This is a genomic window from Providencia sp. PROV268, from assembly GCF_028477805.1.
Classification (GTDB): domain Bacteria; phylum Pseudomonadota; class Gammaproteobacteria; order Enterobacterales; family Enterobacteriaceae; genus Providencia; species Providencia stuartii.
Genome location: NZ_JAMPLW010000016.1, coordinates 160,952 through 175,616 on the forward strand (window position 1 = coordinate 160,952; position 14,665 = coordinate 175,616).

The following is a 14,665-nucleotide window of genomic DNA, read 5'->3' on the forward strand; positions in this document are numbered from 1 at the left end:
ATGTAGTGAGTGAATAATTTGACGTAATTTATAGGGGCATTATTAATGAGGGCACTAATTGTTTATACCGAGCTAACGGATAAAGATTCCGTGATTAGCCATGCTGTAGCAAGACTTGCCAGTGAGTTGAATGATGAGCATGTGGAAACTGTCATTATTCGTGACTTTGAAGATGGCCTCGCTTATATCCGTTCAAATACCAGTATTGATTGCTTGTTATACGGTCGCGATATGTCGGATCGTGACGAACAAATCCAAGCACATCGCTTAATTACGCAATTACACCGAAGGCAAGAAGATGTACCGGTTTTCTTGCTTAGTGACCGTGAAGAGGCATTGGTCGCCTTTGACCGCAATATGATGGAGCAAGTTGACGAGTTCGCATGGATATTGGAGGACTCTGCCGACTTTATTGCGGGTCGAGTACTTGCCGCTATCCAACGTTATCGCTCACAACTACTCCCGCCGCTCATGAAAAGCCTCATTAAATACAGTGATGTTCATGAATATTCATGGGCAGCGCCGGGGCACCAAGGAGGTGTTGGTTTTACCAAAACGCCTGCTGGACGTATTTACCATGATTTCTTTGGTGAAAATCTCTTTCGTACAGATATTGGTATTGAACGGGTGGCAGTGGGATCGCTACTGGATCATACCGGTGCATTTGGTGAGTGTGAAAAGAACGCCGCTCGCATTTTTGGCGCCGACCAATCTTATTCCGTGGTGGTCGGTACGTCCGGCTCTAATCGGACAATTATGCAGGCCTGTATGACCGATGATGATGTGGTGGTGATTGACCGTAACTGCCATAAATCGATCGAGCAGGGCTTGATTTTAACGGGAGCAAAACCCGTTTATATGATCCCAAGTCGTAACCGTTACGGTATTATCGGGCCAATTTACCCAAAAGAAATGACCCCAGATGCGATTAAATTTAAAATCGCGGCTAACCCGTTAACGAAAGGTAAAGTAAAGCAAAAACCCGCTTATAGTGTGGTGACTAACTGTACTTATGATGGTGTCTGCTATAACGCACGTAAAGTGCAAGATTTGCTCGATGGCTCTTTAGACCGTATTCATTTTGATGAGGCTTGGTATGGTTACGCGCGCTTTAACCCGCTTTATCGTAACCACTTTGCCATGCGTGACGAAGAGCGGACAGAAAACGAGCCGACTATCTTCGCTACCCATTCCACCCATAAATTACTCAATGCGCTGTCTCAAGCGTCGTTTATTCATGTGCGTAACGGGCGTAACGCCATTGACTTTAATCGTTTTAATCAAGCCTATCTAATGCACTCAACAACCTCACCGCTATATGCTATTTGTGCATCTAATGATATTGCTGCCGACATGATGGACGGCAATAGTGGACGTTCACTGACGGATGAAGTGATCCGAGAATCTATCGACTTTAGGCAATCTTTAGCCTACCTATATAAAGAGTTTCTCAATGATGATGAATGGTTTTTCAAACCTTGGAATCAGGAGATGGTGAAAGACCCCGCAACAGGGAAACGATACGCCTTTGAAGATGCACCTGTTGAATTATTGATGAGGGAACAGAGTTGTTGGGTAATGCACCCTGAAGATAAATGGCATGGTTTTAATGATATTCCTGATAATTGGGCCATGCTAGACCCCATTAAAGTGAGTATTCTTGCTCCCGGTATGGGAGACGATGGAAAGCTGTTAGATACAGGGGTTCCTGCCGCTCTCGTGACAGCATGGCTGAATCACTATGGCATTGTGCCAACAAGAACGACGGATTTCCAAATTATGTTCTTATTCTCCATGGGCATCACCAAAGGAAAATGGGGAACATTAGTTAATACGTTACTTTCCTTTAAACGCCATTATGATAACAACACTGCCTTGAAAAAGGTGTTACCCGAAGTCGTGGCGTCAGCACCTGAAATTTATGGTGAAATGGGATTACGTGATCTCGGCGATAAAATGTTTGCCTATCTACAAAAAAATAACCCAGGTGCACGATTAAATCAGGCCTATTCGCAATTACCTCAAGTGATGATGACCCCACGCGATGCCTATCAACAAATAGTCGCTAACCGTGTTGAAGCCGTACCCGTTGATCAGCTCATGGGGAGAGTGGCTGCAAACTCGATTATCCCTTATCCACCGGGGATCCCGATGCTCTTATCGGGGGAGAACTTTGGTGATGAAAATAGCCCGCATATTCATTATCTACGGAGTTTACAGGCATGGGATAGTGAATTTCCCGGGTTTGAGCATGAAACAGAAGGAACAGAAATTATTGATGGCCAATATTATGTGATGTGTGTGAAAACATGTGACGAATAAGCGATAAAAGATAGCCCGATATTAAATGGGCTATCTTAATCAAACAATTATGCGTTGGCCTCAAATTCGCTAGTCATGGTTTCAAGCTGCTCTTGCAACTCCATCCACGCCATTTCTACCTCTTCTAATGCGTTTTTTTGCTCCGTTTGCTTTTTCAGGCACTCGGTCAATTCAGCTTTACGCTCTTGCTCATAAATTGCAGCGTCAGATAATGTTGCTTCCAATTCTGCTAGCAGCGCTGAATGTTTCTCCATTTTCTTTTCCAACTCAATCAACTTCTTACGGATAGGCTGAGTTTGTTGACGAAACTCTGCTTCGCGGCGCTTTTGATCTTTCCTATCTTGCGCAGTGACCGTTGCGTTATTGGTTGGTCGCTCTTTTTCTTGCAATTCACGAACCTGCTGCAACTCCAGTTTATTTTGCTCTGCTAGCCATTGCTGGTAATCATCTAAATCACCATCAAAAGGCTCTACTAAACCGTCGTGCACGAGATACAAATCATCCGTTGTTGAGCGTAGTAAGTGCCTATCATGGGAAACGACAACTAATGCACCTTCAAAATCAATTAAAGCTTCTGTTAAGGCTTGGCGCATATCTAAATCAAGATGGTTGGTTGGCTCATCGAGTAGTAACAGATTAGGCCGTTGCCAAACAATCAATGCCAACACTAAGCGTGCTTTTTCCCCTCCAGAAAAACGCCCGCTAGGATCAGTAACTTGATCGCCTTTAAAACCAAACCCTCCCAAATAATCACGTAACTGTTGTTCAGTCTCTTGTGGCGCAATTCGAGCTAGGTGCTGTAAAGGGGATTCATCCGCATGCAAGTACTCAAGCTGATGCTGCGCGAAATAGCCGAGTTTAATCCCTTTCGCTAGCGATACTACGCCTTGCAGAGGCTGCAAATCACCTGCAAGTAGTTTAATCAGTGTCGATTTACCTGCGCCATTACGGCCCAATAAACCAATACGAGAGCCTGGTACTAAATTCAATTTGATTGAGTTTAGGATGACTTTATCACCATAACCCGCGCTGACTTTCTCCATTTTTAATAATGGATTTGGCAAACTCTCTGGCTGGCGGAATGAAAAATGAAACGGATTATCCACATGTGCAGGTGCCACCATTTCCATACGCTCTAACATCTTAATACGGCTTTGTGCTTGTTTCGCTTTGGTGGCTTTTGCTCTAAATCGGTCGATATAACTTTGTAAGTGAGCCGCTTTAGCCTGCTGACTCTCATAGAGAGATTGTTGCTGAGCGAGTTTCGTGGCGCGTTGACGTTCAAATGAGGAGTAGTTGCCCGTATATTCGAACATTGTTTCTTGTTCAATATGCAGCACTTTATCGATAATAGGATCGAGGAAGTCTCGGTCATGAGAAATTAATATTAATGTGCCGGGATAGCTTTTGAGCCATTTTTCTAGCCAAATAACAGCATCTAAATCAAGGTGGTTGGTCGGTTCGTCCAACAGCAAGAGGTCTGAGCGACATAGCAGCGCTTGAGCAAGGTTAAGGCGCATACGCCATCCACCTGAAAAAGATTTTACAGGCTCTTGTAACTGGTTTTGGCTAAAACCTAGGCCATGTAATAGGCTAGAGGCGCGAGAGCGGATGCTCCAAGCATTAATTGCATCAAGTTGACCATGCAAGGCCGCGATTGCATTACCATCATTTTTTTCGTTGGCGAATTGTAGCTGTTGTTCAAGCGCACGAAATTCGCGATCACCATCAATGACATATTCTAGAGCAGGAACATCCAGCGCAGGTGTTTCTTGATTAACCCATGCCAGTGACCATGTGCTGGGAAAGCTAGCTGAGCCTGCTTCTGCTTGTAATTCACCTTTGAGTAACGCAAGCAGTGTGGATTTGCCACAGCCATTTTTCCCCACTAGCCCAACTTTTTGACCGGGGTTAACTGTAGCGGTGGCATTGTCCAGAAGAACACGTACGCCACGGCGAATTTGTAAGGAAGAGAAAACAATCATAGCAGCCGTCAGTTGAAAATATGTTAAATTAAATAATGAATACCCTCAGATTTTCAACAAGCGTATGGCCATATGAAAATGACGGGGCGTAAAAATAAAAGCGCTTTACCAAAAGCTGCATGGTAACGGAAAATTATCCGTCTGACACGCCTTTGAGGAGGGAAAGATGTCAAATAAATTGAAAATACTGGTGCTCTATGCACACCCAGATCCTGATGAATCCGTCGCCAATAAAGCTTTACTCAAAGCCGTTGAGGATTTAGAACATGTCACAATTCATGATCTGTATGCGACGTATCCTGACTATTTTATTGATGTGACGGCAGAGCAAAAATTGTTATGCCAGCACGACATTATTGTATTTCAACACCCACTTTATACCTATAGCTGTCCGGCCTTATTAAAAGAGTGGTTTGATAGGGTATTAACTCGCCGTTTCGCAACGGATATGGGATATCAAAAGCTAAAAGGGAAATATTGGCGTTCCATTATTACTACAGGGGAACCTCAAGAGGCCTATCAATACGGAGGGTATAACCATTACCCTTTGAGCGATATTTTACGGCCTTTTGAATTAACGGCAGCGATGTGTGATATGCAATGGTTAGAGCCAAGTGTGATTTATGCAGCACGTCGGCAAGATAAAAAACAGTTACAACAGATTATTGCGGGATATCGCGAGTGGATTCAACAGCCGCTACAAATTGGGGGGCTATCCTAATGGGGCAACTCGATATCTTTGAATCTGTGATTATTTTCTTGTGTGCTGGTGTAGTGATGGTGCCCATCGCACAAAAAATTCGTTTAGGGGCGGTACTGGGTTACCTTCTCGCTGGGATTGTGATCGGGCCATTTGTATTTGGCTTTATCCATAACGTTGACGATATTCTCCATTTCTCAGAAATGGGCGTTGTCTTTTTGATGTTTCTGATTGGATTGGAACTGAAACCATCCAAACTGTGGGAGCTACGCCGCTCAATTTTTGGGGTAGGAACGGCTCAAGTCGTTGTGACGGCTGCTTTAATGGCAGGTTTACTCTTTTTAGCTAAGTTCTCTTGGCAAGCTGCCGTTGTGGGTGGTCTTGGTATGGCGATGTCATCAACCGCAATGGCATTGCAACTCATGAACGAAAAAGGGATGTCCAACAAAGAGAGCGGGCAGCTAGGGTTTTCGGTTTTGCTATTCCAAGATATGGCGGTGATCCCGATAATGGCGTTGATCCCACTGTTAGCCGGCGATACAGCAAGTAATGATTGGTATCGTATAGGGATAAAAGTGGTGGCATTCGCTGGCCTTTGGGTTGTAGGACGCTATCTGTTACGCCCAATGTTCCGTCTTGCTGCAAAATCTGGCGTACATGAAATCTTTACCGCAGCGGCATTGCTCGTGGTGCTTGGCTCTGCACTGATTATGGAAAGCCTTGGCTTCTCTATGGCATTAGGTACGTTTATGGCTGGTGTAATGCTGGCGGAAACGGAATTTCGTCATGAATTAGAGATCAATATAGAGCCATTTAAAGGGCTATTATTGGGGCTATTTTTTATCTCAGTAGGGATGTCGTTAAATTTACAAGTCCTTTGGTCATACCTACCGCAAGTTTTGCTTGGGGTGTTGGCTTTAGTCACGGTTAAAGCATTGGTTTTATATATCTTAAGTTGGATAGCAAGATTACGCGGTGGCGCGAGAGCTCAATTTTCAGGGGTATTAAGCCAAGGTGGTGAATTTGCTTTTGTTATTTTTGCGACCGCCTCTGGGGCAAGCGTGATTGATGAAAGGCAAATGGATTTACTGTTAGTCGTCGTCACCTTGTCTATGATGACGACGCCACTTGTGATGCAGTTGATAGATGCCTACCTCAACTACCGTTATAATCGCCAGCCAACGTCCACGGAGAAGCCCTTTGTGGAAGATAACGACCCACACGTTATTTTGGTTGGCTTTGGGCGGATGGGGCAAGTCGTCGGGCGTTTATTGATGGCGAACAAAGTTAAAATTACGGTACTTGAGCAGGATGTCACGGCAATTAGTACCATGCGCCGTTATGGTTATACGGTGTATTATGGGGATGCGCGCGAATTACAACTGCTACGCTCTGCTGGGGCAGATAAAGCGAAGGCGATTGTGATCACGAGCGATGTTCCCGAAGAGGTCATGGAAATTGTTCATTTATGCCAAGAAAATTTCCCTAACCTGCATATTATTGCTAGGGCGAAAGGGCGCGTTGAAGCCCATGAATTATTGCAAAGCGGCGTTAAAGATTTCAGCCGTGAAACGTTCTCCAGTGCGCTAGAGCTTGGCAGCAAGGCGTTAATCAGTACGGGAATGCACCCTCATAAAGCCTATCGTGCAAAACAGCATTTTAGGCGCTTAGATATGCGGGTATTAAGAGAGATTATCCCTGAAAATGAAGGGGATAGTGGTCAAATTTCCCGTGTGAAAGAGGCTCGTAGAGAATTAAATGAGCTGTTCGAAAAAGAGATGCTTAGAGAGCACCGCCAGCCTCATAGCTGGAATCATGATGAATAAAGGATAGGACAATGTCGTCAACACGTAAGCGATTTATTGCAGGGGCAACATGCCCTAAATGTCAGTCACAAGACACTCTTATGATGTGGCGTGAAGATAAAATTGATGTCGTCGAATGTGTGAATTGTGGGGATCAGCAGCGCCAAGTTGACGATAGTGCAACGCCTCATGTACGCAAGCAGGAACAAGTTATCGGAATTTTTACACCTGAGTAAGAGAATTTTGTCAATTCTCAATACAGCCGTCTTGTTTTCCGGTACAATTAGCAAAATTTTTTCCCCCTCTATGGGTAGTAGGAGATGTCATGAAAGTAGCAAACGATTTGGTAGTCAGCTTGGCTTATCAAGTAAGAACAGAAGACGGTGTTTTAGTTGATGAGTCCCCGGCAAATGCGCCACTCGACTATCTACATGGCCGTGGTTCTTTAATTTCAGGTTTGGAAAAAGCGCTAGAAGGCCGTGCGGTGGGTGATCACTTTGACGTTGAAGTGGCATCAGACGACGCATATGGTCAATACGATGAAAATTTAGTTCAGCGTGTTCCAAAAGATGTGTTTATGGGCGTTGAAGAACTACAAGTTGGTATGCGCTTCTTGGCTGATACAGATATGGGACCAGTGCCAGTTGAAATTACCGGTATTGAAGGTGATGAAGTGATCGTTGATGGTAACCACATGTTGGCTGGTCAAAACCTAAAATTCAATGTTGAGATCATCGCAATTCGTGAAGCAACAGAAGAAGAATTAGCTCATGGTCACGCACATGGCGCTCACGGTCATGATCATGACCATGAAGGGGGTTGCTGTGGCGGTGGTCACGGTCATAGCCATGGCGAAGAAGGTGGTTGCTGTGGTGGTGGCGAAGGTCACGGACATGGTCACAAACACGGCGGTTGTGGCTGCCACTAATTAATCAATATTAAAAAAGGAAAGCATTGAAATCGCTTTCCTTTTTTGTTTTTATAATGGGTGAAAACTTAATAGTGTGGCGGTGGTGTTTCTTCTTCAGGCCTCGCAAGGTGCGAGGATTGTGATGATTTTAGTCTTTCAGCCACAATACGGATATGCTCTTGTAATTTAGACAGTTGCATTTGTTGGTCCGTAATGACTTGGTTGAGCTGTTCTATCGTTACCTCTTGAAAAGCAACTTTGCTTTCCAAAAGCTCAAGGCGTTGTTCAAAAGCGTCCGATGAATCCATTTAGTGGCTCCTTATGGTTTTTCATCATAAAAAAATCATCATAATAACTGAACATTACAAATCAATAGATAAGTTTTAGTTAAAAGGATAGGCGTTGAAACCTCTTTTTGTTAATGTTGTCTAAGTAGTCAATTCTGTTGCTTACTATTCTATACTAAAGATTATGAAGTAAGTAACAACGCATACTTATAATAGATATCGGAGATTAGGATGAAATCACTGTTTAAGGCAAGTCTTCTGGCAACGACATTGGCGCTAGCTTTCGGAGCACCACAAGTTATGGCCGCTGAAACGACAACGAAAGCGCCAACAAGTAGCGCATTTAAATCAGCCGAAGAGCGTAATGCCTATGCGTTAGGGGCATCTTTAGGCCGCTATATGCAAAACTCACTGGATGAGCAGAAAAATATTGGTATCAATTTAGATAAAGCGCAACTGCTTGCAGGCGTTCAAGATGCGTTTAACAACAAAAGTAAAATGACGGATGCAGAAGTTGAAGAAACTTTGCGTCAGTTTGAAGGCCAAGTGAAAGAAGCAGCTGAAAAAAAAATGAAAGATGAGTCAGCGGCTAACGAAAAAGCAGGTGCTGAATATCGTGAAAAATACGCGAAAGAAAAAGGCGTAGTGAAAACGAAATCTGGTCTGTTATACAAAATTGAAAAAGAAGGTACTGGCGCTAAACCTAAAGCAGATGATACCGTTGTTGTTCATTATAAAGGTACATTAGTTGACGGTACTGAGTTCGATAGCTCATATTCACGCAATGAACCTCTGACAATCCCACTGAATTCAGTGATTAAAGGTTGGACCGAAGGTCTAGTTAACGTGAAAAAAGGCGGGAAAATCCAGTTAGTGATCCCTGCAGAACTGGCGTACGGTGAAAATGGTGTTCCAGGTATTCCTGCTAACTCCACACTGGTGTTTGATGTTGAATTGTTAGATATCAAGCCAACAGGCAAATAACTTTTAAGCAGTAGTTTAAAAAACCCAGCATTGTCTGGGTTTTTTACGTTAAGGCGGGATCAACTTATTTTTTGCGAAGAAAAAGTTAAACAAGATATAATAAATAATTAGTTGATTATGCTGACATATTTAAGAAAAGCCATCTGGAATTTGATTTCGAATAAGTTTATTGATTATTTGCTAAAAATAATGCTTATTTTGTTTAAAACTTGTGATAAAACAAACTGTCTTGCATGCAATCGCTTGACGGCAGCGCCCCGTAGTTTTAACTTCACTATATAACGTTTTATTATTTCTTCGCCTTATTTACTGACGCTTTATAATGAAATGCAGGCAAAAGCCTCTAACAATTAACGCCTCATTAGTCAGATTGGTGAATTTTCGTACACTTGAAGGATGGTGTTTAAAAATGTCTAACTCAGTACTTTCAAATGATCACAGTGATATTAATTTACTTAATAATGAGCCTTTCACCCAAACCGATCATGAAATTCTAAAATCGTATGAAGCGGCCGTTGATGGCTTAGCTATGTTGATAGGTGCACATTGTGAAATTGTCCTTCATTCTCTGGAAGATTTAAAATGTTCAGCCGTCAGAATAGCCAACGGGCAACATACAGGGCGTAAAATTGGTTCACCAATCACGGATCTTGCATTGCGTATGCTGCATGACATGGCTGATGAAGAATCTAATGTATCAAAAGCCTATTTCACCAAGGCTAAAAGCGGTGATTTAATGAAATCGGTTACGATTGCCATTCGTAACCGCAATCAGCGTGTCATTGGCTTACTGTGTATTAACATGAATCTTGATGTGCCATTCTCAGAAATCATCAAAAGTTTTGTCCCTGAAGAGAAGCAAGATGTGACTTCAGACGTTAACTTTGCCTCCTCAGTCGATGATTTGGTTGCACAAACATTAGAATATACAATTGAAGAAGTTAGCTCTGATCGTAATGTGTCAAATAATGCGAAAAATAAACAGGTTGTCCTGAATCTTTATGAAAAAGGGATTTTTGATATCAAAGATGCGATAAACCAAGTTGCAGATCGCCTAAATATCTCTAAACATACTGTTTATCTCTATATTCGCCAGTTTAAGAGTGGGGAATGAACACACAACCTCTAACATACTGTTTGCTGGTGACCGGGCCTGCTTATGGTACTCAGCAAGCCGCGAGTGCTTACCAATTTGCTCATGCCCTTCTTGAAGAAGGGCATTGTTTAAAAACACTGTTTTTTTACAGTGAAGGTGTTACAAATGCGAATGCGCTCACTTCACCTGCCAATGATGAATTTAATTTAGTGAAAGCATGGCAACAGCTTGCTCAAAAGTCGGGTTGTGAAATGCATATCTGTGTGTCTGCTGCATTGCGCCGTGGTGTGGTCGATAAAGAACAAGCTGAGCTACTCTCCCTTGCTGTCAGTAACCTCGGTGATGGCTTTATCATGAGCGGATTAGGCAGTTTGGCAGAAGCAATGATGACGGCAGATCGTACTATCCGTTTTTAGGGCTTCCTCGTTATACTGCAAAACTAGCATGATATTGCAGTAGAAATGGTGACGTTCGTGGGGGATCCGTGCGAATGATGCCGTTACCTCAATTCCTAGCCGCATTTCGAATTATTTAGAGCAGATATGAAAAAATTCGCTTTTGTTTTTACATCAATGCCTCATGGAAATGCCAGTGGCCGAGAAGGGTTAGATGCCTTATTGGCGACATCAGCACTGACGGAGGATATTTCAGTGTTTTTCTTGTCGGATGGTGTGTGCCAGTTACTGGCAAATCAAAATCCCACTGAAATTTTAGCGCGGGACTATATTTCTACCTTTAAAATTTTGCCGCTTTACGATATCGACAATATTTACATTTGCTCTGATTCTTTAAAGGAAAGAGGAATTTGCGAAGAGAGTCGATGGATTGTGGACGCGAGTGTCATCAATTCGACACAAATTCGCGATAAATTATCCAAATGTGATGTTGTGCTTAAATTTTGATCTGTTGTAGGATCTTTTCTATGCTTTATACTATAGCAACTTCACCTTTTCATTGTGATTTCACGGCCATTTTGCGGCTGATTGCGCCAGATGATGCGGTATTACTGATACAAGACGGTGTGATTGCCGCGGTAAGTCAATCGACTCATTTACGTGAACTGCAACAAAAAGGTGCGCGAGTCTACGCATTAGATGCAGATGTTAATGCCCGCGGCTTGCAGAATATGATTTCAGAGCAGGTGTCTTTAGCCTCATATCGAGATTTTGTACAGCTCACAGTGAGTCATAAACAACATTTTGCCCTATAAAAGGGTTAAAAGTTGTATATTTCTTGACACCTGAGTCAGTCAGCAATAAAATTTCGCGTCCTCGTGTATCGTCATGTTGGCGAACGAGGTCGAAAATCCGTGTTTACGAAGCAAAAAAACCAGGAGCTTTTTTAATAATGGCAACTATTAATCAGCTGGTACGCAAATCACGTAGCTCGAAAGTTGTTAAAAGCAACGTTCCAGCACTGGAAGCTTGCCCGCAAAAACGTGGCGTATGTACTCGTGTATATACCACCACTCCTAAAAAACCAAACTCAGCACTACGTAAAGTATGCCGTGTTCGTTTAACTAATGGTTATGAAGTTTCTTCCTACATCGGTGGTGAAGGCCACAACTTGCAGGAACACTCTGTAATCCTGATCCGTGGCGGTCGTGTTAAAGACTTGCCAGGTGTGCGTTATCACACCGTTCGCGGTGCACTGGACTGCTCTGGTGTTAAAGACCGCAAACAAGCCCGTTCTAAATACGGTGCTAAGAAACCTAAGGCTTAATGGTTCTCCGTTAAGTAAGGCCAAACATTTTTAAACTTAATGTCAAAATACTCGAATCGAGTTTTGGGCAAACCTGAATTAAAAACGGAGTAATATCCATGCCACGTCGTCGCGTAATTGGTCAACGTAAAATTCTTCCAGATCCTAAGTTCGGATCAGAATTACTGGCCAAATTTGTGAACATCCTGATGGTAGACGGGAAAAAATCTACTGCTGAAGCAATCGTATATAACGCGCTTGAGACCCTGGCTCAGCGTTCTGGTAAGAGTGAACTTGATGCATTCGAACTTGCACTAGACAACGTGCGTCCGACTGTGGAAGTTAAATCCCGCCGTGTTGGTGGTTCAACTTACCAAGTTCCTGTAGAAGTTCGTCCGGTTCGTCGTAATGCACTGGCAATGCGTTGGATCGTTGATGCTGCTCGTAAACGCGGTGATAAGTCAATGGCTCTGCGCCTGGCAAACGAATTATCGGATGCAGCTGAAAACAAAGGTTCTGCTGTTAAGAAACGTGAAGACGTTCACCGTATGGCAGAAGCTAACAAGGCGTTCGCTCACTACCGTTGGTAATTTCACCACGTTAGTGTTTCTGAGGGTAGCTTTCTGCTACCCTTTAAATGATGAATTGAACGCCCACGAGAGAGGAAAAAATGGCTCGTCAAACGCCCATATCACGCTATCGTAACATCGGTATCAGTGCACACATCGACGCCGGTAAAACAACAACTTCTGAACGTATTCTGTTTTATACAGGTGTAAACCATAAAATTGGTGAAACTCACGAAGGTTCTGCAACAATGGACTGGATGGAGCAGGAGCAAGAACGTGGTATTACTATCACGTCTGCAGCGACTACTGCATTCTGGTCTGGTATGGCAAAACAATTCGAACCACACCGTATTAACATTATCGACACCCCAGGACACGTTGACTTCACAATCGAAGTAGAACGTTCTATGCGTGTTCTTGATGGTGCGGTCATGGTTTACTGTGCAGTTGGTGGTGTTCAGCCACAGTCTGAAACAGTATGGCGTCAGGCTAACAAATATAAAGTTCCACGTATCGCGTTCGTTAACAAAATGGACCGTATGGGTGCAAACTTCCTGCGTGTTGTTGATCAATTAAAAACACGTTTGGCTGCAAACCCAGTTCCACTTCAACTGCCAGTTGGTGCTGAAGAAGGCTTCACCGGCGTTGTTGACTTGATCAAAATGAAAGCGATCAAGTGGAGCGATGAAGATCAGGGCGTTACCTTCGAATACGAAGATATCCCTGCAAACATGCAAGAACAAGCTGAAGAATGGCATAACTTCCTCGTTGAATCTGCTGCTGAAGCATCAGAAGAACTGATGGAAAAATATTTGGGCGGTGATGAACTGTCTGAAGAAGAGATCAAAGCGGCTCTTCGCCAACGCGTTCTTGCAAGCGAAATTATCCTGGTTACCTGTGGTTCTGCATTTAAGAACAAAGGTGTTCAGGCAATGCTGGATGCAGTTATTGAGTACTTACCATCTCCGACAGATGTACCTGCAATCAACGGTATTCTGGATGACGGTAAAGATACTCCAGCGGAACGTCACGCAAGTGACGATGAGCCGTTCTCATCTTTAGCATTTAAAATTGCAACTGACCCGTTCGTTGGTAACCTGACGTTCTTCCGTGTTTACTCTGGTTTTGTTAACTCAGGTGACACTGTACTGAACCCAGTTAAAGCTAAAAAAGAACGTTTTGGTCGTATCGTTCAGATGCACGCTAACAAGCGTGAAGAGATTAAAGAAGTTCGCGCTGGTGACATCGCGGCTGCTATCGGTCTGAAAGACGTTACTACAGGTGATACTCTGTGTGCGGTTGATGCACCAATCATCCTAGAACGTATGGAATTCCCAGAGCCAGTAATCTCTGTTGCAATTGAACCAAAAACTAAAGCTGACCAAGAAAAAATGGGTATTGCATTGGGCCGTCTGGCTCAGGAAGACCCATCATTCCGCGTATCAAGTGATGAAGAAACAGGTCAAACTATCATCGCTGGTATGGGTGAATTGCACTTGGACGTTCTGGTTGACCGTATGCGTCGTGAATTTAAAGTTGAAGCGAACGTTGGTAAACCACAAGTTGCTTACCGTGAAGCTATCACTGCGAAAGTTACTGATATCGAAGGTAAACACGCGAAACAGTCTGGTGGTCGTGGTCAGTACGGTCACGTGGTTATCGATATGTACCCACTTGACAAAAATGATAAAGACGGCGTTCCAATGGATTACGAATTTATCAACGAAATCAAAGGTGGTGTTATCCCTGGTGAATACATCCCTGCCGTTGATAAAGGTATCCAAGAGCAGTTGAAATCTGGCCCACTGGCTGGTTACCCTGTTGTTAACATGGGTATTCGTCTGCACTTTGGTTCTTACCATGATGTTGACTCATCTGAACTGGCATTTAAACTGGCGGCATCAATCGCGTTTAAAGATGGCTTCAAAAAAGCGAAACCTGTTCTGCTTGAGCCAATCATGAAAGTTGAGGTGGAAACACCAGAAGACTACATGGGTGACGTAATTGGTGACTTGAACCGTCGCCGTGGTCTGATTGAAGGTATGGATGACATGGCAACTGGTAAAATTGTCCGTGCACAAGTACCATTGTCAGAAATGTTTGGCTACGCGACTGACCTGCGTTCACAAACGCAAGGTCGTGCTTCATACTCAATGGAGTTCTTGAAGTACAATGAAGCACCAAACAACGTTGCACAAGCTGTTATCGAAGCTCGTAACGCTAAATAATCGGTTTTAATCGATTTAACTACTTTAATTAAGTTCCTTCTTCACAGTGAAGAAGGAACTCCATAAGGAATAGAGTCG

15 protein-coding genes are annotated in these 14,665 nt (G+C 43.4%); 13 read left to right on the plus strand and 2 right to left on the minus strand.

Annotated features, from left to right (window positions below):
• The first annotated feature begins 45 nt into the window (after positions 1–45).
• Positions 46–2,322, plus strand: a complete 2,277-nt coding sequence (adiA, locus tag PR699_RS13430) for an arginine decarboxylase (RefSeq protein ID WP_004923888.1) — start codon at positions 46–48, stop codon at positions 2,320–2,322.
• A gap of 47 nt (positions 2,323–2,369) precedes the next feature.
• Here the strand turns inward: adiA and PR699_RS13435 are convergent, their stop codons facing one another.
• The gene (locus PR699_RS13435) at positions 2,370–4,307 is read right to left on the minus strand and encodes an ABC transporter ATP-binding protein (protein WP_004923891.1); all 1,938 of its coding nucleotides are present in this window, start codon (positions 4,305–4,307) and stop codon (positions 2,370–2,372) included.
• A 166-nt stretch (positions 4,308–4,473) separates the two neighbouring features.
• Between PR699_RS13435 and kefG the strand changes: the two genes are divergently transcribed.
• From kefG to slyD, 4 genes are all read left to right on the plus strand, one after another.
• Entirely contained in the window at positions 4,474–5,028 is a 555-nt protein-coding gene (gene kefG / locus PR699_RS13440) for a glutathione-regulated potassium-efflux system ancillary protein KefG (protein ID WP_004923894.1), read from the plus strand.
• Entirely contained in the window at positions 5,028–6,833 is a 1,806-nt protein-coding gene (kefB, locus tag PR699_RS13445; RefSeq protein ID WP_004923898.1) for a glutathione-regulated potassium-efflux system protein KefB, read from the plus strand. The genes kefG and kefB overlap by 1 nt, the downstream gene beginning before the upstream one ends.
• An 11-nt stretch (positions 6,834–6,844) precedes the next feature.
• Positions 6,845–7,048 (plus strand): YheV family putative zinc ribbon protein, encoded by a 204-nt coding sequence (locus PR699_RS13450; RefSeq protein ID WP_004923902.1) that lies wholly within the window; start codon positions 6,845–6,847, stop codon positions 7,046–7,048.
• A gap of 89 nt (positions 7,049–7,137) precedes the next feature.
• Positions 7,138–7,740, plus strand: a complete 603-nt coding sequence (gene slyD / locus PR699_RS13455) for a peptidylprolyl isomerase (RefSeq protein WP_004923903.1) — start codon at positions 7,138–7,140, stop codon at positions 7,738–7,740.
• 68 nt (positions 7,741–7,808) lie between these two features.
• On the opposite strand, the gene PR699_RS13460 is transcribed toward slyD, so the two are convergent.
• Positions 7,809–8,030 carry a SlyX family protein gene (locus tag PR699_RS13460; RefSeq protein ID WP_004923904.1) on the minus strand — a complete coding sequence of 74 codons (222 nt, stop codon included), beginning with the start codon at positions 8,028–8,030 and terminating at the stop codon, positions 7,809–7,811.
• Positions 8,031–8,240: 210 nt separating this feature from the next.
• Here PR699_RS13460 and fkpA point away from each other — a divergent pair, with 210 nt between their 5' ends.
• The 8 genes from fkpA to fusA all read left to right on the plus strand — a co-directional run bounded on the left by fkpA (position 8,241) and on the right by fusA (position 14,587).
• Positions 8,241–8,993, plus strand: a complete 753-nt coding sequence (fkpA, locus tag PR699_RS13465) for an FKBP-type peptidyl-prolyl cis-trans isomerase (RefSeq protein ID WP_004923907.1) — start codon at positions 8,241–8,243, stop codon at positions 8,991–8,993.
• A 409-nt stretch (positions 8,994–9,402) separates the two neighbouring features.
• Positions 9,403–10,107: a transcriptional regulator gene (locus PR699_RS13470; RefSeq protein ID WP_014656963.1), complete on the plus strand. Its 705-nt coding sequence runs from the start codon at positions 9,403–9,405 to the stop codon at positions 10,105–10,107.
• Complete coding sequence (gene tusD, locus PR699_RS13475; RefSeq protein ID WP_014656962.1) at positions 10,104–10,505, plus strand: sulfurtransferase complex subunit TusD; 402 nt, start codon at positions 10,104–10,106, stop codon at positions 10,503–10,505. Before PR699_RS13470 ends, tusD begins: the two co-directional genes overlap by 4 nt.
• Before the next feature lie 126 nt (positions 10,506–10,631).
• Positions 10,632–10,991 (plus strand): sulfurtransferase complex subunit TusC, encoded by a 360-nt coding sequence (gene tusC / locus PR699_RS13480; RefSeq protein WP_004923916.1) that lies wholly within the window; start codon positions 10,632–10,634, stop codon positions 10,989–10,991.
• A gap of 20 nt (positions 10,992–11,011) precedes the next feature.
• The gene (gene tusB, locus PR699_RS13485) at positions 11,012–11,299 is read left to right on the plus strand and encodes a sulfurtransferase complex subunit TusB (RefSeq protein WP_004923919.1); all 288 of its coding nucleotides are present in this window, start codon (positions 11,012–11,014) and stop codon (positions 11,297–11,299) included.
• A gap of 137 nt (positions 11,300–11,436) precedes the next feature.
• The gene (gene rpsL, locus PR699_RS13490) at positions 11,437–11,811 is read left to right on the plus strand and encodes a 30S ribosomal protein S12 (protein ID WP_004923923.1); all 375 of its coding nucleotides are present in this window, start codon (positions 11,437–11,439) and stop codon (positions 11,809–11,811) included.
• Positions 11,812–11,909: 98 nt separating this feature from the next.
• Positions 11,910–12,380 carry a 30S ribosomal protein S7 gene (gene rpsG / locus PR699_RS13495; protein ID WP_004923925.1) on the plus strand — a complete coding sequence of 157 codons (471 nt, stop codon included), beginning with the start codon at positions 11,910–11,912 and terminating at the stop codon, positions 12,378–12,380.
• A gap of 80 nt (positions 12,381–12,460) precedes the next feature.
• Positions 12,461–14,587, plus strand: a complete 2,127-nt coding sequence (fusA, locus tag PR699_RS13500) for an elongation factor G (RefSeq protein WP_004923927.1) — start codon at positions 12,461–12,463, stop codon at positions 14,585–14,587.
• Positions 14,588–14,665 lie beyond the last annotated feature (78 nt).

What these genes read in the sequence shown, in the direction of transcription:
- kefG (WP_004923894.1), top strand. Translation starts at nt 4,474, where the DNA reads ATGTCAAATAAATTGAAAATACTGGTGCTCTATGCACACCCAGATCCT.
- tusD (WP_014656962.1), top strand. Translation starts at nt 10,104, where the DNA reads ATGAACACACAACCTCTAACATACTGTTTGCTGGTGACCGGGCCTGCT.
- PR699_RS13450 (WP_004923902.1), top strand. Translation starts at nt 6,845, where the DNA reads ATGTCGTCAACACGTAAGCGATTTATTGCAGGGGCAACATGCCCTAAA.
- tusB (WP_004923919.1), top strand. Translation starts at nt 11,012, where the DNA reads ATGCTTTATACTATAGCAACTTCACCTTTTCATTGTGATTTCACGGCC.
- kefB (WP_004923898.1), top strand. Translation starts at nt 5,028, where the DNA reads ATGGGGCAACTCGATATCTTTGAATCTGTGATTATTTTCTTGTGTGCT.
- PR699_RS13435 (WP_004923891.1), bottom strand. Translation starts at nt 4,307, where the DNA reads ATGATTGTTTTCTCTTCCTTACAAATTCGCCGTGGCGTACGTGTTCTT.
- slyD (WP_004923903.1), top strand. Translation starts at nt 7,138, where the DNA reads ATGAAAGTAGCAAACGATTTGGTAGTCAGCTTGGCTTATCAAGTAAGA.
- adiA (WP_004923888.1), top strand. Translation starts at nt 46, where the DNA reads ATGAGGGCACTAATTGTTTATACCGAGCTAACGGATAAAGATTCCGTG.
- fkpA (WP_004923907.1), top strand. Translation starts at nt 8,241, where the DNA reads ATGAAATCACTGTTTAAGGCAAGTCTTCTGGCAACGACATTGGCGCTA.
- tusC (WP_004923916.1), top strand. Translation starts at nt 10,632, where the DNA reads ATGAAAAAATTCGCTTTTGTTTTTACATCAATGCCTCATGGAAATGCC.
- PR699_RS13470 (WP_014656963.1), top strand. Translation starts at nt 9,403, where the DNA reads ATGTCTAACTCAGTACTTTCAAATGATCACAGTGATATTAATTTACTT.
- fusA (WP_004923927.1), top strand. Translation starts at nt 12,461, where the DNA reads ATGGCTCGTCAAACGCCCATATCACGCTATCGTAACATCGGTATCAGT.
- PR699_RS13460 (WP_004923904.1), bottom strand. Translation starts at nt 8,030, where the DNA reads ATGGATTCATCGGACGCTTTTGAACAACGCCTTGAGCTTTTGGAAAGC.
- rpsL (WP_004923923.1), top strand. Translation starts at nt 11,437, where the DNA reads ATGGCAACTATTAATCAGCTGGTACGCAAATCACGTAGCTCGAAAGTT.
- rpsG (WP_004923925.1), top strand. Translation starts at nt 11,910, where the DNA reads ATGCCACGTCGTCGCGTAATTGGTCAACGTAAAATTCTTCCAGATCCT.